The following is a 17,032-nucleotide window of genomic DNA, read 5'->3' on the forward strand; positions in this document are numbered from 1 at the left end:
TTTTTAGCGGCAATTGTAAAAATTAATAACAGAAAACTTTCAACCTTGGAAAACGCATTCAACATTACCCTACAGAACAGGAAAATACTTTATAAATTTTTAAAAGAAACACCAAAGGAGTTATTGCTGCAAATTCCTAAGGGATTCCGTAACAACATATGGTGGAATATTGCCCATGTTGTGGTTACCCAACAACTTTTGATCTACAAGCTTAGCGGACAACCTATGAGGTTGGATGATGCTCTGGTAGAAAAATTTAAAAAGGGCACCGTGCCCGATGGCACAGCAACGGATGAAGAATTGCAACTAGTGGAAGACTTATTATTGCCTGCCGTAACATGGATGCAAGAAGACTATGGGAAAGGAATATTTAAAGGGTATAATGCATACACAACCAGTGCAAACGTTACATTAAGCACGGTGGAAGATGCCATTATGTTCAATATCTTTCATGAGGGTATACACCTTGGATCTATTTTAGCCCTTTTAAAGGTTGTGGTTAAAAATTAGGACGGAATTTTAATTTTTAGATAGGGTTTTATTTCCTCCAAAGACAAGGTTAATGTTATTGGTCCGTCCGCATAGGAGGCTACCTCGTATTGCTCATATAACAATTGTAAGCCTTCCTTGGTAAAACCAATATTTAGGGGAAGATAAAATTCATCGTTCTCAAACATAAAGCCAGTGGCATTAACCGATCCAGACACAGGAATATTTTCTTGTACCCTAAATTTTCCCTCAGCAAAATTTTGAAAATCCAAGGGGTCCTTAAAAAGTTCCATAGTTTCAAATTCTAGCCCATTAATCTTATCAAAATTTAAAAATCGCGTTGAGGTAAAACCATGGGCCCCACCGGTAAAGGAATAAGAATCGACTTGAATCGTCAAAATATTTTTATCTTCATAGGTCACTTTGCCTTCAATATCCGCTTCCCATCCAACTGGTTCATCTGGATATAATTTTTTTAATTCCAAATACCCGTTCTTAAAAGACTGAATCGCTTCTTCAATATTGGTAGCCTCAATTTCATCATCATAAATAAGCATTGAAATCACCTCTTCTTTCAGGGAGTTGTTTATGGTGGCACTTATGGCGCTACCATCCAAGGCTTTTGGAATATGGATAGTTACCTTCGGACAATTGTCGCAATTCTCTGCCGTATACGCGGTGGGTTCAAAAGGGATTCGATCTTCATTTTTACAATTCCATAAAAATAATACGATAAATAAATAGGCTAATTTAATCTTCATAAAAGCAATGGTGTTAGAAAGGTGTAAAGCTACAAGATCATTGTAATCTCAGAAAGATAAAGGTACATTTGTATAGCGATATATTTATCATGGGTAAAAAACAATTAAAGTTCAATAGCAAAACTATTCATGGAGGGCAGTTTCCGGACAAAGCATATGGTGCGGTTATGCCCCCCATATATCAGACTTCGACCTATGCACAGAGTACACCTGGAGGTCATAAGGGATACGAGTATTCAAGAAGCGCAAATCCAACTAGGACTGCATTGGAGAATTCCTTGGCCAGTATTGAAAACGGGACATATGGTTTGGCCTTTGGCAGTGGATTGGCGGCAATAGATGCGGTAATTAAACTTTTGAATCCAGGAGACGAGGTTATTTCCACAAGTAACATTTATGGGGGCAGTTACCGAATTTTCAAAAAGATATTTGAAAAATACGGCATCGTTTTCCACTTTGTTGGAATGCAGGATACCAATGAAATAAGCCAACAAATTAATTTAAAGACCAAACTGATTTGGGTAGAGACACCTACTAACCCAATGATGAATATTATCGATATAAAAAGGGTTTCCCTACTGGCAAAAAAACATAAAATCCTACTTGCCGTAGACAATACCTTTGCAACTCCATACTTACAACTTCCTTTGGATTTGGGAGCCGACATTGTAATGCATTCCGCCACGAAATACCTTGGGGGACATAGCGATGTTGTCCTAGGAGCTTTGGTGTTAAGGGATAAGGCCCTGGCGGATGAACTGTATTTTATACAAAATGCAAGTGGTGCTGTTTGTGGACCAATGGATAGCTTTTTGGTACTGAGAGGAATAAAGACCTTGCATGTAAGGATGCAGAGACATTGTGAAAATGGTAAAGCAGTTGCTGAATTCTTGGCAAATCATCCTAAAATTGAAAAAGTATATTGGCCAGGATTTCCAAGTCACCCAAATCATGAAGTGGCAAAAAGACAAATGAGTGATTTTGGGGGAATGATTTCTTTTGTGCCAAAGGGCGGCCATTACGAAGATGCCATAAAGATTGTTGAAAATCTTCAAATCTTTACCCTTGCCGAATCCTTGGGCGGGGTAGAAAGTTTGGTTGGTCATCCTGCCAGCATGACCCATGCCAGTATACCTAAAGAGGAAAGGGAAAAAAGCGGTGTGGTAGATGCCTTAATTCGACTCAGTGTAGGTATTGAGGATAAGGATGATTTAATTGATGACCTAAGGCATGCGATTAAATAAAGATTTTATCAAATTTTGAAAAATATAGGGTTTAAATTATAGAAATAATATAATTTTGCCTTCAAACTCAATATTTATCAACAATTAGCAATTACTCGTATTTTATGGAAGACAAGATAAATGCTTTTATGGAGGAGGTAAAAGGTCGTAATAGCCACGAGCCGGAATTCATACAAGCTGTACAAGAAGTGGCAGAAACAGTTATTCCTTACATTAGTAATAATGAGATTTACAATGGAAAGAATATTTTATTAAGGATGGTGGAACCGGAAAGGTTAATTTCCTTTAGGGTTTCATGGGTAGATGATGACGGCGAAATACATGTAAATAGAGGTTATAGAATTCAAATGAATTCGGCTATAGGTCCTTATAAGGGAGGACTTAGGTTTCATCCTACTGTAAATGCAAGTGTTTTAAAATTCCTGGCCTTTGAACAGGTTTTTAAAAATAGCTTAACAACATTGCCAATGGGTGGTGGAAAAGGAGGGTCCGATTTTGATCCGAAAGGAAAATCAAATGATGAGGTCATGCGTTTTTGCCATGCCTTTATGACGGAACTTTCTAGGCACATTGGACCTAATACCGATGTACCTGCAGGGGATATTGGTGTTGGCGCCAGGGAAATAGGGTTCCTGTTTGGGATGTATAAAAAAATCAGAAATGAGTTTACTGGGGTTTTAACCGGTAAAGGTCTTTCTTGGGGCGGTTCTAAAATACGCCCGGAAGCTACGGGTTATGGCACTGTTTATTTTGCCCAGAGTATGTTGCAATCCCAAAAGGAAGATGTTAGGGGTAAAACCGTAGTTATTTCAGGTTCTGGAAACGTAGCACAGTATGCAGCCGAAAAAGTAATTCACTTGGGAGGCAAAGTAGTTACTCTTTCGGATTCCAGTGGCTACATTTACGATAAGGAAGGTTTAAGCGAGGAAAAACTGGCCTTCGTAATGGATATTAAAAACAATAAACGGGGTAGAATATCCGATTATATTAAAAAATATAAATCTGCAGAATTCCATGCAGGTAAGACCCCTTGGGGTGTTCCATGTGAAATGGCACTGCCATGCGCTACACAAAATGAATTGGACGGCAAAGATGCTAAAATATTGCTAAAAAATGGATGTATTTGTGTAGCCGAAGGAGCTAATATGCCTTCGACCCCGGAAGCAATTCATGCTTTTCACGAGGCTAAAATATTATTTGCTCCTGGAAAAGCATCCAATGCTGGTGGAGTAGCAACTTCAGGCTTGGAAATGTCACAGAATTCCTTGCGTATTAGTTGGACCAGGGAAGAGGTAGATGAACGATTGCAAAAAATAATGAAGGATATTCATGATTCCTGTATAGAATACGGAAGGGATGTGGATGGATATTGCAACTATGTAAAAGGAGCAAATATTGCCGGTTTCGTAAAAGTTGCTGATGCTATGTTGGCACAGGGAGTTATTTAAGTTTATACAACCTAGTATTGTATCCTAGTCTCATTACCGGATTATAGAATGGAATTTTAAGCAATTTCAGAGACCCGTAAGGTTTTATAAAACCTTACGGGTCTCTTTGTGCTATCTTTGTTCCAAGATTTGATTTATAATGCAGGTTACCACTAAAGCCATTGTTTTAACGTCTATTAAATATGGGGACACCAGTTTAATAGTCAAGATACTTACCTTATCGGATGGAATAAAATCTTATCTGTTGAGGGGTGTTCTTGCTTCAAAAAAGGGTAAGTTAAAAACGGCCTATTTCCAACCATTGCTGCAACTGGATTTGGTGGCCTCCCATAAAAACAAGGGAACCTTGGAAAGTATTATTGAAGCTAGGGTAAGTTATCACTACCAGACGCTTCACACCGATATTGCCAAAAATGCCATTACGTTTTTTTTGGCAGAAATGTTGGGTAATAGTATCCATGAGGAAGAGCGTAATGAAGGGCTGTTTAACTTTATTGAGGCCTCGCTGCAGTGGTTGGATTCTCACGATGAATTTGCTAATTTCCACCTGTACTTTTCACTGTCTTTGACTAAATATTTTGGGTTTTATCCAGATACCAACAATATGGATTTTTTATACTTTGACCTTCTGGAGGGGGAGTTTATAAAATCGCCATCCTTAAATCCAACCCTAAGCGGAGAAAATTTAAAATACTTCAAGGACCTTTTGGGCATAAATTTTGATGCAGTACATACTATTAAACTTAACAAAAAGAACCGTCAGGAACTCCTAAAAACCCTTGTCCTATATTTTGAATTACATTTGCAAGGATTTAGAAAACCGAAGTCATTGGCCGTTTTAAATGAAGTTTTTAGCTAATATGCAAAAAATAGTCTTCATAATTGTTCTCTTTTTTTATCTAGGGGTAACGGGACAGGAAATTGTTATTTTGGATGAGGAGGACCATCGGCCAATTCCCAATGTAATTGTTTATAATTGGGATAAATCCAGAACATCCCTTTCCGACTTTGATGGTAAATGTGACCTTTCCAAATTTGATCATGGTGAACGTATCACCTTCACACATATTGGCTACCAAAATTTTAGGAGTACAAAGGGCCATGTGCTAAGAAAGGGAAAGCTTTATTTGGCATTGAATGCTGAACAGCTGGATGAAGTAGTGATGTCTATCTCCAAATGGGAGCAACAGAAAAAGGATATCCCCCAGAAAATAGCAATAATAAATGCCAAAACAATTGATTTTACGGCGCCCCAAACTTCGGCAGATCTACTACAGAATAGTGGAAAAGTATTTGTCCAGAAAAGTCAACTTGGAGGAGGTAGCCCAATGATAAGAGGCTTTGCAACAAATAGATTACTACTTTCCATAGATGGTGTTCGCATGAACAATGCCATATTTAGGGGGGGGAACGTGCAAAATGTAATTTCCATTGACCCATTTACAATTAAAAGTACGGAAGTAATTTTTGGTCCTGGGTCTGTAATCTACGGTTCCGATGCCATAGGGGGGGTCATGAATTTTTATACCAATAATCCACAATTTTCCAAGGCGGATAGTTTAAATTTTTTCGGGAAAGGGAATTATAGATATTCCTCTGCCAATAATGAGAATACTTTTCACGTTGATTTCAACTTGGGAAAAAGGAAATGGGCATTTTTGAGCAGTATGACTTATAATGATTTTGACGATCTTAAAATGGGGTCCCATGGTCCAAATTCCTATTTAAGGACTAATTATGTGGCAACCCAAAATGGAGAGGATGAGCTCTTGGAAAATCCTAAGCCCGAATCGCAGTTGCCCACAGGTTATAATCAAATTAATTTAATGCAAAAAGTGGTTTTCAAACCCAATAATAATTGGAACATTAATTTAAGTGCCTATTACTCGGAAACCTCGGATTACTCTAGATATGACAGACTTATAAGGCCATCCAAGGATGGGCTTGGTCTGCGCTCTGCGGAATGGTTTTATGGTCCGCAGAAATGGTTTATGGGAAACCTTCAATTTTATAAAAACGGTAAAGGAAAATTTTATGATGGATTGAAAATAACTACAGCCTATCAAAATTTTGAAGAAAGCAGGAATGATAGGAGTTTTCAAGATGCCATAAGGTACATGACCAAGGAGAATGTAGATGCTATTTCCACGAACATCGATTTTGAAAACAAACGTATTGGAAACCTTAGACTATACTATGGAGGGGAGTATGTATTTAATAAAATTGGCTCCAGCGGAAATGAGTTGAACGTAGAGACCCTAGACTTGTTACCTTCTGCATCCAGGTATCCGGATAATTCCACTTGGCAGACCTTGGCGGGTTATATAAGCGGTGAGCTACGCGCCAAGCCCAATTTCACTTTCTTGTCCGGACTGCGCTACAGTCATGTTTGGATTGATGCTGTTTTTGACCAGACTTATTATTCTTTCCCCTTTAATGATGCCGATCTTAGCACTGGTGCCTTAACCGGAAGTATAGGCTTTAGTTGGTTCCCAAAAGCTGATTTGCAATTTACTTTCAATGGTTCTACGGGCTTTAGGGCCCCAAACATTGATGATGTTGGTAAGATATTTGATTCCGAACCAGGATCTGTGGTAGTCCCAAATCCAGAATTGGAACCGGAATATGCTTACAATTTAGAAGTAGGGATTCAGAAAAATTTCAATGATAAATTAATGCTAAAAGGCGCTTCCTTTTATACGTATTTGGTAGATGCGTTGGTCCGAAGAGATTTTCAATTTAATGGAAATAATGAGATAGTATATAATGGGGAGCTAAGTAATGTCCAGGCGATACAGAACGCAGCAAAAGCCTATGTTTACGGGTTCGAGTTTGGATTGGATGCTTTTTTAACGGAAAACTTATCGCTGAATTCCAACCTAACCCTTACTAAGGGCATCGAGGAAGAGGAGGATGGAACGGATTCGCCAGGCAGACATGTGGCGCCCACATTTGGGGATTTTCACATGATATGGAAAAATCAAAAATTGAAAACCGATCTATTTGTCAATTTTAATGGGGAAATCAGCTATGATGATTTGTCAATGTCCGAAATAACCAAGGACTATATATATGCTGTTAATGCCAATGGAAATCCCTACTCCCCTTCTTGGTATACTTTAAATGTTCGTTCGCAATATCAATTTTCCCACGCATTAAAAGGTACCGTGAACTTAGAGAACATTACCGATCAAAGGTATCGTTCCTATTCCTCTGGAATCGTTGCACCGGGGATCAATTTAATACTGGGGGTAGGATATACCTTTTAAAAGTAAAGGCCCGATATGTTAATACCGGGCTTTTATTTTATTTAGAGGAAAATGCAGTTATTTACTCCTCGATTTCCTCTTTTACCTGCTTGGCTGCGGCCTTGGTTTTATCGGCTGCCGTATTAGCAGCATCTTTTACATCTTCGCCTACTTCCTTGGCTGTTTCACCAGCTTTATCTAGTGCTTCGGCGCCAGCTTCTTTCATATCGCCTCCTATTTCTTTGGCACCATCCATTGCTTCGTTCGCAGCTCCTTTAACATCCTCACCCACTTTTTTCATATCCTCGCCAACTTCTTTTAGCGCTTCATTAGTTTCTTCCATAGCGTCTTTGGCCTTGTCCTTGGCATCTCTACAGGAAGTAAATGAAATGCTCAGGGCAAACATTAAAATAGAACCTAAAATTACTTTTTTCATGTTTTTAGTTTTAGTATTTAAATAACTTTTACACCAGTATGTACGTAAATATTGATGTTTCGGACTATTTGTGGGCCATTTGTTCAACAGAGGCAAGAGTTTAATTTCTGGAGTAAAAGAAAGGGATATTGGAATTCCCTTTGCTTAAAACATAAAAAAATATGCAAAAAAAATATCGACATAGACTTCTGGGTATCAATAATCTAGTAAACAATCTTTTTTTTTTCAAATTTTGGAGGTAGGGGAAGACTGGTCTTGATTGTTATATAGGCAAATGTTTAAAAATATATAATTATGAAGAATTATTTAAAGATTTCAGGATTAGCTTTAGTGGCTTTAGTAGGAATGATGTCATGTAGCAAAAATGACGACGCTGCCATGGATGGGGAATCATATAATACATCCTTTGAAGTTACCGATGCACCAATAGATAACGCCGAGGTAGAGGCTGTTTTTGTTACCATTACCAATGTTTCCGTAGACGGAAAGTCTCTAGAGGGATTCAATGCAACAACAGTAAACCTTGCCGCTTTGGTAAATGGTAAAACTGAGGCTTTGGGGAACATGGATTTACAGGCCAAATCATATTCCAGTATCGTTTTTGAGTTGGATTTTGATAAGGATGTGAACGGTGATGCTCCAGGTTGCTACGTAGAAAAGGCAAATGGTGAAAAAGATGCCTTGGTTGCCTCATCCAACAAAATTACCATAAATGATACCTTTGAGGTACTTGCAAATGCCACTAATGTTATTGTAGTGGATTTTGATCTTAGAAAAACGATTAAGGAAGAGAAGGACGGATTGTCCAGCGATTTCAATTTTGTTACCATGGCAGAGCTCACTGCAGGAATAAGAACGGTAAATGCAGAATTGACCGGAAAAATTTCAGGGAGTGCTAATGATGCCAACAATACATCGGACAAGATTATTGTCTATGCCTATGAAAAAGGGACTTTCAATGCGGATGTTGAAACACAGGGAAAAGGGGAAAGTGAAGTTACCTTTGCCAATGCCGTAACTAGTGCGGAGGTAAAAAACTTAAGTGGATCCTATAGTCTGGATTTCTTGGAGGAAGGGGAATACGAATTAATTTTTGCATCCTATAAGGAAGATGAGGCTAGTGGGTTCTCTTTCAATGCCTTGTTAAATGTGGAGTCGACTACGGGGATTAATTTGGGGGCCATCACGGTTAGTTCGGCCATCCAGATAAGCGCAAATGTTACCGTAACCGGGACAAAATAATTTGATCTACTTATAAAAACAAAAAAAAGCTCCTTTTCGAAGGGGCTTTTTGCTTTTAACGGAATCATTTTACACTTAAAATCATTAGTTTTGCAAACTTAAAATGAAGCATTAGAAGCTGTTATTATGAAGTTTGCAGAATACAAGGGTTTAGATTTACCGAAAGTAGCTGAGGAGGTATTACACTATTGGAAAGAGAACAATGTTTTTGAGAAAAGTGTAAGCAGTAGGGAAGGCAAAGATAGTTTTGTTTTCTACGAGGGACCACCTTCGGCAAATGGATTGCCTGGTATTCACCACGTAATGGCTCGGACCATAAAGGATATTTTCCCTCGCTATAAGACCATGAAAGGGTTTCAAGTGAAGCGCAAGGCAGGCTGGGATACTCATGGACTTCCTATAGAGTTGGGAGTTGAGAAGGAATTGGGCATCACTAAAGAGGATATTGGCGCCAAAATATCGGTTGAAGAATACAACGCGGCCTGTAAAAAGGCAGTAATGAGGTATACCGATGTTTGGAATTCCATGACCGAAAGAGTAGGATATTGGGTAGACATGGAAGACCCTTATATCACCTACAAATCCAAGTATATGGAAACTGTTTGGTGGTTACTAAAACAGATATATGACAAGGGGCTAATTTACAAGGGGTATACCATCCAACCATATTCGCCTAAGGCAGGTACGGGATTAAGCTCGCACGAGCTAAATCAGCCAGGGACCTATCAAGATGTAACGGATACTACTGTAGTGGCACAGTTTAAGGCTATTAGAGAAACACTTCCAGATAACTTTAAGGAGGTACAGGGGGATATATTCTTTTTGGCATGGACTACAACGCCATGGACGTTGCCGTCGAATACGGCGCTCACCGTAGGTCTCAAGATCGAGTATGTTCTTGTGAGAACCTTCAATCAATATACTTTTGAACCTATGCACGTTGTTCTGGCCAAATCCTTGGTAGGGAAACAATTTAGCGGAAAGTTTTTTGAGGTTGAAAGTGACGCCGATTTTGAAAATTATACCTCTGCGGACAAAAAAATACCTTATCAAATTATTGGTAGCTCAAAAGGGCAGGACCTAATAGGGGTTAAATATGAGCAACTATTGGATTATGTACTGCCTTATCAAAATCCAGAAAATGCCTTTAGGGTCATTGCAGGTGATTTTGTGACCACGGAAGATGGTACAGGTATTGTTCACACGGCACCTACTTTTGGGGCAGATGATTCCTTGGTAGCAAAACTGGCAGAACCGGAAATACCGCCTATGTTGGTTTTGGATGAAAACAATAATCCAGTTCCTTTGGTGGATCTTCAAGGGAGATTTAGGCCCGAAATGGGAGAGTATGCCGGTAAGTATGTAAAGAACGAATACTACGACGATGGTGAGGCTCCAGAGCGATCCGTAGACGTAGAGTTGGCTATTCAATTAAAAGAAGAAAACAGGGCTTTTAAGGTGGAAAAATATGTTCACAGTTATCCCAACTGCTGGCGTACAGATAAGCCAATCCTATATTATCCTTTGGATTCATGGTTTATAAAGGTCACGGATGTAAAAGATAGGATGTTCCAACTAAATCAATCCATTAATTGGAAACCTAAAGCTACAGGTGAAGGAAGATTTGGGAATTGGTTGGCAAATGCCAATGATTGGAATCTTTCCCGTTCACGTTATTGGGGAATTCCGTTGCCGATTTGGCGTACAGAAGATGGTAAAGAAGAGCTGATGATAGGTTCTGTTGCAGAGCTTAAGGCAGAAATGAAAAAGGCGGTAACAGCAGGTGTATTAGGGGAAGATATCTTCGCCGATTTTGTTGTTGGTGACATGAGTGAGATCAATTATGACAAAATAGACCTTCACAAGAATATTGTGGATCAAATAATCCTAGTGTCTCCTTCGGGAAAAGCTATGAAGCGCGAAAGCGACCTTATCGATGTTTGGTTCGATAGTGGATCTATGCCCTATGCCCAATGGCACTACCCTTTTGAGAATAAGGATTTAATAGATGAAGGAAAGACCTTTCCTGCCGATTTTATAGCAGAAGGAGTGGATCAAACCCGAGGTTGGTTTTATACATTGCATGCCATAGCCACTATGGTATTCGATTCTGTGGCCTATAAAAATGTGGTTTCAAATGGTCTAGTACTGGATAAGGAAGGTAAGAAGATGTCCAAGCGTCTAGGAAATGCGGCAGATCCTTTTGAAACCATGGATAAATTTGGGGCGGATGCCACTCGATGGTATATGATATCGAACGCTAATCCATGGGACAATCTAAAGTTTGATGTGGAGGGCATTGCCGAAGTTAAACGTAAGTTTTTTGGTACTTTGTACAACACCTACTCCTTTTTTGCACTTTATACTAACATAGATGGCTTTAATTATAGCGAAGCGGAAATACCTCTGAAGGAAAGACCAGAAATTGATCAATGGATTTTATCAGAACTTCATTCCCTAATCAAAACCGTGGATGAAGCCTATGAAGATTACGAACCAACTAGGGCAACAAGAGCTATATCGGACTATGTTCAGGAGAACCTTAGCAATTGGTATGTGCGTTTAAGTAGAAGGCGTTTTTGGAAGGGAGATTATCAAAGCGATAAAATATCGGCTTACCAAACATTGCATACCTGTTTGATCACGATAGCCAAGCTTTCTGCGCCTGTAGCTCCATTTTATATGGATAGGTTATACAAAGATTTAACCATTACAACACAGAAGGAGCCATTTGAAAGTGTTCATTTAGCCGATTTTCCAAAATATGATGCCTCATTGGTGAATAAGGAATTGGAAAGTAAAATGGCAAAGGCACAGACCATATCATCCTTGGTTCTGTCCATTCGTCAGAAAGAGAAGATCAAGGTACGTCAGCCGTTGCAGAAGATTATGATTCCAATATTGGATGATAAACAAAGGTTGGAAATTGAGGCTGTTGCCGATTTGATAAAGTCTGAAGTGAATGTAAAAGAGATCCAATTGTTGGATGACGCTTCGGGAATCTTGGTAAAACAGATTAAGCCAAACTTTAAAACCTTAGGGCCTAAGTTTGGGAAGGATATGAAGTTGATTGCCAGTGCTGTAGCACACCTTAATCAGGATGATATCCAAAAAATTGAACAGGAAGGCGAAATTTTTCTGCATTTTGATAATAAAAGTATTACTTTACAGTTACAGGATGTAGAAATCTCTTCTCAAGATATAGAGGGTTGGTTGGTAGCAAGCTCAGGACCACTTACTGTGGCCTTGGATATTTCTATCAATGAGGACTTAAGAAAGGAAGGTATTGCTAGGGAACTAGTCAATAGAATTCAAAACCTAAGAAAGGAATCGGGTTTTGAAGTGACGGATAAAATAGATATTAAATTATTGAAAAATGGATTTGTCCAGGAAGCGGTAGAAAGTAATATGGCATATATTAAAACCGAAACCCTGGCAGCAGAACTTGATTTTGAAGAGAGCTTGGATATGGGAATAGAGATAGCTTTCGACGAAGTTAATACTAGATTGTTTATAGTAAAACACTAAGATTATGGCCGAAGAATTAAAAGTAAGGTACGCGGATAAGGATTTAAACGAGTTTAAAGTCCTTATCGAAGAGAAAATTTCTAAAGCCAAAAGTCACTTGGAACTTTTAAAGAGTTCTTATATGAATGATGGTAATAACGGTACGGATGATACATCACCAACATTCAAGGCTTTTGAGGAAGGCTCTGAAACAATGAGCAAGGAAGCAAATACCCAATTGGCCATTCGTCAGGAGAAATTTATCAGAGATTTGAAAAATGCTTTGTTGCGTATAGAGAATAAAACCTATGGCATTTGTCGCGTTACAGGAAAGTTGATCAGTAAGGAGCGACTAAAGCTTGTACCACACGCAACGCTGAGTATAGAAGCAAAAAACATGCAATCTTAAATCTTTAAAAACGCCTTTTTAGGCGTTTTTTTATTATGAGACAGGTTTTGGTGCTTAGCGTTCTAATGGTTACTTTTATTTTACCGGCCCAAAAAATGGTTGTTAAAACCATAGAAGTATCCAAGAGTCCATTTGTACAGATCGATACAAAAAATTGTTATTCCATTGCCTTGGAAACAGTAGATATTCCCAAGATTACAGTGGAAGGGTTTATTGATGGCGAATATTTGCAAAATTTATTGGTAAATGTAAAACAAGTGGGGACTACGGTAATGGTCAGTGCGGGATTCCAACCTAATTTTGTTTTCCCAAATGACAAATTAAGTGCACACAAGGTAATCTCTATCTCCCTAAAAATTTCAATCCCAGCATATCTGAATGTACTGTTGTACGGAACCAGTAGTAATGTTAACGTAACCGGAGAATATACCGATCTAAAAATTAGCCTGTCTGACGGGAGATGTACTTTTGAGGGAGTGGGTGAAAATGTTTCTATTAGTACACAGAGTGGAAATATTGATCTTATTACTAAAAATGCCGATATTAGGGCAATTTCTAAATATGGCCAAATTGAAAGAGAGGTAATGCCTTCTGGCGATAATCATTTTACCCTTAATTCTGTAAGCGGAAATATCAACATAAGGAAAACCGAATAATATGTTTATTTTTGCCGAACCTATTTTTTAAGTAATGAGTATAAAAAAATCCCTAATTATCATAGTAGCAATTCTGGCCATTGATCAGATAAGCAAAGTTTATATCAAAACACACTTTGTTTTAGGTGAATCGGTAGATGTTTTTAATTGGTTCAAGATTTTGTTTATAGAAAACGAAGGTGCTGCTTGGGGAACTAAACTAAGCGATTTACTACCTATATCGGATGTAGTGGGTAAGCTGGTGCTGACCATATTTCGACTGTTCGCCATTTTTGGGATAGGGTATTGGTTATATGATACCATAAAAAAGAATTCTTCTAAAACACTAATCCTGGCTGTGTCACTTATATTCGCAGGGGCATTGGGCAATATATTGGATTCTGTTTTTTACGGAATGATCTTTAATGATAGCTATTCTCAAGTAGCAACAGCTTTTTCTTCGGAACCATATGGTAGTTTATTTCACGGAAAGGTGGTGGATATGCTTTATTTTCCAATGATCGACTCCACGTGGCCAGAGTGGATGCCCATAGTAGGTGGAAATAATTTTCGGTTTTTCGAACCTGTCTTTAATATTGCGGATACGGCAATAAGCACTGGAGTAGGAATTTTAATTGTTTTTAATAAAAGAGCTTTTGGGGAAACTGCTGATGAAGTTAAAACGAATATATCCGTTCAGGAGTAACACAATAGTTTAAAGGTATATCGTGCGGATATATATCCAATATTTTTTCCTCTGCCTCAAAAAGGGATAATCCGACCTTAATAACATCTGGTCTGCACTTTTGTAGTAGCACATCATAAAAACCCTTACCGTAGCCAACTCTGTTGCCCTCTAGGTCAAAAGCCATTAAAGGAATAAATACTACATCTATCTTATCATTGGATACTTCAATTCCATCTATTGGTTCAGGGATGTTCCAAGCATTTTTTTTAAGGGCTGTATTGTCGGTTAGTAAAAAATTGATGAGATTTTGGTTGTCCAGCATTTTAGGAAGAAGAATATTTTTGTCCTTGCCTTGTAAAATGGACATAATAAAGTTGGTGTCGACTTCTTTTTTTTCAGTAATGGACAGGAATAAATGATAGTAGGAATAATTCCAAATAGGTAATTTAAGTAGCAGGTTGGCTAGGGATAAACTTAAATCTGATATTTTTTCGGAAGTAAGATTTTTACGGCGTTCGGAGTAGATTAAACGCAAATCTTTTTTCAACATATGGGTTGGTTAAACTCTAGGCTTTCGAGGGCAGGGATACAACAGGAAAACTATTCCTTGGAAGCCACTGCATAATAAATTTTGAAAAAAAGCATAAGAATTAAATATGTTCCCAAAGTTATTATATAGTTGTCCATCTGTTAAATATTTTTTGATTTTCTAAATATAGGTAAAAAAATAATAAATCATCCACCAAGGGTATCATTTTATCGATGAAATACACGTTTTTTAACAATTATTTTGGATTTGTGTAGATTTGGTGATCACAATTTCTACCTTAATAAAGGTAAAATGCTGTATTACAATAAGTTATGTAATAGTGTACGATAACGCTTTTTTTGGGTTAAAGTGCACTTAATCGATAATTTTTTTGACTTATCGAGTTTTATTGGATTAGTTATAGAAAATGGAGACCACTATTTTGGAAAACTTGAATAAGGATATATACTAAATGATTGTCTTATTTATTCTTTACAAAACTGAAGACGAAGTTAAAAATATATAATTACTGTGTCCTTTGAGAAAAACACAGTAATTTTCCTAAGTAAAGTAAAATAGAAAATCTCTTTAAAAATACATGTCGCATATACCTTTAGAAGTTCAATTAAGTTCGCTTCCATCCAATCCCGGGGTATATCAATTTTATGATTTAGAAGATAAGATTCTATATATAGGCAAGGCAAAAAACCTTAAGAAAAGAGTTGGCTCGTATTTCAATAAAAATCATGAGCAAGGTAAAACCCGTGTTCTTGTAAAGAAAATATGGTCTATTAGACATATCGTTGTGCCTACCGAGTCCGATGCACTCCTGTTGGAAAATAATCTTATTAAGAAATACCGCCCTAAGTATAATGTTTTACTAAAGGATGATAAAACATTTCCTTGGATTTGTATTAAAAAGGAAAAGTTTCCTAGAATTTTTCCTACCAGAAAATTTATCAAGGATGGGTCGGAATATTTTGGACCGTATACCAGCATGAAAACTGTTCATATCTTATTGGATCTTATAAAAAGTGTATACCCTTTGCGCACATGCACCTACGATCTTTCTTCGGAAAAAGTGACTGCAGGTAAATATAAAGTTTGTTTGGAGTTCCATTTGGGAAACTGTAAGGGCCCTTGTGAAGGTTATCAGTTGGAGGTGGATTACAATCGGCAGATACAAGAGATAAGGGAAATTATAAAGGGAAATTTTAAATCTTCCCTCCACTATTTCAAAATGCAGATGGCTGCTTTGGCACAGGAAATGAAGTTTGAGGAAGCACAGCTTATAAAGGATAAGATAGATGTTTTGGAAAATTATCAGGTAAAGACCACTATTGTAAATCCTAAGATTAACAATGTAGATGTGTTTACTATTATCTCTGACGAGGTCTTTGCCTACGTTAATTTCTTGCAACTTTCCCATGGTTCTATAATTCGTTCCCATACCATGGAAATCAAGAAGAAATTGGATGAAGCGGATAGGGATTTGCTCCAATTGGCTATTATTGAAATTAGACAAAGATTCAATTCCCTTTCAAATGAGATTTACGTCCCGTTTGCCGTTACCCTGGAAGCGCATCTAAAAGTGGTTGTTCCTAAATTGGGAGATAAAAAAAAGATATTGGAACTCTCGGAGCGTAATGCTAAATTTTTTCGACAGGACAGGTTTAAGCAAATTAAGATTATAGATCCGGACAGACATACCAATAGGATAATGGGACAAATGAAAAAGGATTTGCGACTTTCTACGGAACCAAGGCATATTGAGTGTTTTGATAATTCCAACATCCAGGGAAGCAATCCGGTGGCGGCCTGTGTTGTCTTTAGGGAGGGAAAGCCTTCTAAGAAGGAATATAGACACTACAATATCAAAACAGTTGAAGGTCCAGATGACTTTGCCTCTATGGAAGAAGTTGTTTTTAGGCGTTATAAGCGCCTTTTGGACGAAAAGCAGACGTTGCCCCAACTTATTGTTATAGATGGAGGAAAGGGCCAGCTGTCATCCTCGCTGAAAAGTTTGGATATCTTGGGATTAAGAGGAAAAATAGCCATCATAGGGATTGCGAAAAGATTGGAGGAAATTTACTTCCCAGAAGATCCTATTCCCTTATATTTGGATAAAAGGTCCGAATCGTTGAAGATAATTCAACAATTGCGCAATGAAGCACATAGATTTGGGATTACGTTTCATAGAAATAAACGTAGCAAGGCTGCCATAAATTCGGAATTGGAAAGTATTGAGGGCATTGGGGAAAAAACGGTGGAAGAGTTGCTAAAAAGCTATAAATCGTTTAAAAGGATAAAGGAAGCCAGTTTGGATAATTTGGCTGAAACCATTGGAATGTCCAAAGCAAAAAAAATTTACGAAAGCTTTCATTAAAGCGCTATCT

14 protein-coding genes are annotated in these 17,032 nt (G+C 37.9%); 11 read left to right on the forward strand and 3 right to left on the reverse strand.

Annotation, left to right across the window (positions count from 1 at the left end; genetic code table 11):
* Positions 1–45 precede the first annotated feature (45 nt).
* A complete protein-coding gene (locus CWD90_RS06880; RefSeq protein ID WP_103475204.1) occupies positions 46–510 on the forward strand; it encodes a DinB family protein in 465 nt (154 codons plus the stop codon).
* Here CWD90_RS06880 and CWD90_RS06885 read toward each other — a convergent pair.
* Positions 507–1,250 (reverse strand): DUF3298 and DUF4163 domain-containing protein, encoded by a 744-nt coding sequence (locus CWD90_RS06885; RefSeq protein WP_103475205.1) that lies wholly within the window; start codon positions 1,248–1,250, stop codon positions 507–509. The two genes, CWD90_RS06880 and CWD90_RS06885, sit on opposite strands and share 4 nt — an antisense overlap.
* Before the next feature lie 89 nt (positions 1,251–1,339).
* Here CWD90_RS06885 and CWD90_RS06890 point away from each other — a divergent pair, with 89 nt between their 5' ends.
* From CWD90_RS06890 to CWD90_RS06905, 4 genes are all read left to right on the forward strand, one after another.
* Complete coding sequence (locus tag CWD90_RS06890; protein ID WP_103475206.1) at positions 1,340–2,494, forward strand: cystathionine gamma-synthase; 1,155 nt, start codon at positions 1,340–1,342, stop codon at positions 2,492–2,494.
* 104 nt (positions 2,495–2,598) lie between these two features.
* Positions 2,599–3,942, forward strand: coding sequence for an NADP-specific glutamate dehydrogenase (gene gdhA, locus CWD90_RS06895; RefSeq protein ID WP_103475207.1), 1,344 nt, complete (start codon positions 2,599–2,601; stop codon positions 3,940–3,942).
* Positions 3,943–4,081: 139 nt separating this feature from the next.
* Positions 4,082–4,801, forward strand: coding sequence for a DNA repair protein RecO (recO, locus tag CWD90_RS06900; RefSeq protein WP_103475208.1), 720 nt, complete (start codon positions 4,082–4,084; stop codon positions 4,799–4,801).
* 1 nt (position 4,802) lies between these two features.
* A complete protein-coding gene (locus CWD90_RS06905) occupies positions 4,803–7,211 on the forward strand; it encodes a TonB-dependent receptor plug domain-containing protein (protein ID WP_239986478.1) in 2,409 nt (802 codons plus the stop codon).
* Positions 7,212–7,272: 61 nt separating this feature from the next.
* Here the strand turns inward: CWD90_RS06905 and CWD90_RS06910 are convergent, their stop codons facing one another.
* Positions 7,273–7,626 carry a hypothetical protein gene (locus tag CWD90_RS06910; RefSeq protein WP_103475210.1) on the reverse strand — a complete coding sequence of 118 codons (354 nt, stop codon included), beginning with the start codon at positions 7,624–7,626 and terminating at the stop codon, positions 7,273–7,275.
* Positions 7,627–7,920: 294 nt separating this feature from the next.
* Here CWD90_RS06910 and CWD90_RS06915 point away from each other — a divergent pair, with 294 nt between their 5' ends.
* The 5 genes from CWD90_RS06915 to CWD90_RS06935 all read left to right on the forward strand — a co-directional run bounded on the left by CWD90_RS06915 (position 7,921) and on the right by CWD90_RS06935 (position 14,125).
* Positions 7,921–8,868 carry a DUF4382 domain-containing protein gene (locus CWD90_RS06915; RefSeq protein ID WP_103475211.1) on the forward strand — a complete coding sequence of 316 codons (948 nt, stop codon included), beginning with the start codon at positions 7,921–7,923 and terminating at the stop codon, positions 8,866–8,868.
* Positions 8,869–8,994: 126 nt separating this feature from the next.
* A complete protein-coding gene (gene ileS, locus CWD90_RS06920; protein WP_103475212.1) occupies positions 8,995–12,396 on the forward strand; it encodes an isoleucine--tRNA ligase in 3,402 nt (1,133 codons plus the stop codon).
* 4 nt (positions 12,397–12,400) lie between these two features.
* Positions 12,401–12,784: a TraR/DksA family transcriptional regulator gene (locus CWD90_RS06925; protein ID WP_103475213.1), complete on the forward strand. Its 384-nt coding sequence runs from the start codon at positions 12,401–12,403 to the stop codon at positions 12,782–12,784.
* A gap of 35 nt (positions 12,785–12,819) precedes the next feature.
* Complete coding sequence (locus CWD90_RS06930) at positions 12,820–13,440, forward strand: DUF4097 family beta strand repeat-containing protein (protein ID WP_103475214.1); 621 nt, start codon at positions 12,820–12,822, stop codon at positions 13,438–13,440.
* A 34-nt stretch (positions 13,441–13,474) separates the two neighbouring features.
* Positions 13,475–14,125 (forward strand): lipoprotein signal peptidase, encoded by a 651-nt coding sequence (locus CWD90_RS06935; protein ID WP_103475215.1) that lies wholly within the window; start codon positions 13,475–13,477, stop codon positions 14,123–14,125.
* Here the strand turns inward: CWD90_RS06935 and CWD90_RS06940 are convergent.
* Complete coding sequence (locus tag CWD90_RS06940; RefSeq protein WP_103475216.1) at positions 14,097–14,657, reverse strand: 5-formyltetrahydrofolate cyclo-ligase; 561 nt, start codon at positions 14,655–14,657, stop codon at positions 14,097–14,099. The two genes, CWD90_RS06935 and CWD90_RS06940, sit on opposite strands and share 29 nt — an antisense overlap.
* A gap of 577 nt (positions 14,658–15,234) precedes the next feature.
* Here CWD90_RS06940 and uvrC point away from each other — a divergent pair.
* The gene (gene uvrC / locus CWD90_RS06945; protein ID WP_103475217.1) at positions 15,235–17,022 is read left to right on the forward strand and encodes an excinuclease ABC subunit UvrC; all 1,788 of its coding nucleotides are present in this window, start codon (positions 15,235–15,237) and stop codon (positions 17,020–17,022) included.
* Positions 17,023–17,032: the final 10 nt, after the last annotated feature.

It is taken from the genome of Arenibacter catalasegens (assembly GCF_002909235.1).
Classification (GTDB): domain Bacteria; phylum Bacteroidota; class Bacteroidia; order Flavobacteriales; family Flavobacteriaceae; genus Arenibacter; species Arenibacter catalasegens.

Bases quoted from the DNA above. Each gene is read 5' to 3' on its own strand.
- recO (WP_103475208.1), top strand. From the start codon at position 4,082: ATGCAGGTTACCACTAAAGCCATTGTTTTAACGTCTATTAAATATGGG.
- CWD90_RS06940 (WP_103475216.1), bottom strand. From the start codon at position 14,657: ATGTTGAAAAAAGATTTGCGTTTAATCTACTCCGAACGCCGTAAAAAT.
- uvrC (WP_103475217.1), top strand. From the start codon at position 15,235: ATGTCGCATATACCTTTAGAAGTTCAATTAAGTTCGCTTCCATCCAAT.
- CWD90_RS06935 (WP_103475215.1), top strand. From the start codon at position 13,475: ATGAGTATAAAAAAATCCCTAATTATCATAGTAGCAATTCTGGCCATT.
- CWD90_RS06890 (WP_103475206.1), top strand. From the start codon at position 1,340: ATGGGTAAAAAACAATTAAAGTTCAATAGCAAAACTATTCATGGAGGG.
- ileS (WP_103475212.1), top strand. From the start codon at position 8,995: ATGAAGTTTGCAGAATACAAGGGTTTAGATTTACCGAAAGTAGCTGAG.
- CWD90_RS06930 (WP_103475214.1), top strand. From the start codon at position 12,820: ATGAGACAGGTTTTGGTGCTTAGCGTTCTAATGGTTACTTTTATTTTA.
- CWD90_RS06885 (WP_103475205.1), bottom strand. From the start codon at position 1,250: ATGAAGATTAAATTAGCCTATTTATTTATCGTATTATTTTTATGGAAT.
- CWD90_RS06915 (WP_103475211.1), top strand. From the start codon at position 7,921: ATGAAGAATTATTTAAAGATTTCAGGATTAGCTTTAGTGGCTTTAGTA.
- CWD90_RS06910 (WP_103475210.1), bottom strand. From the start codon at position 7,626: ATGAAAAAAGTAATTTTAGGTTCTATTTTAATGTTTGCCCTGAGCATT.
- gdhA (WP_103475207.1), top strand. From the start codon at position 2,599: ATGGAAGACAAGATAAATGCTTTTATGGAGGAGGTAAAAGGTCGTAAT.
- CWD90_RS06905 (WP_239986478.1), top strand. From the start codon at position 4,803: ATGCAAAAAATAGTCTTCATAATTGTTCTCTTTTTTTATCTAGGGGTA.
- CWD90_RS06925 (WP_103475213.1), top strand. From the start codon at position 12,401: ATGGCCGAAGAATTAAAAGTAAGGTACGCGGATAAGGATTTAAACGAG.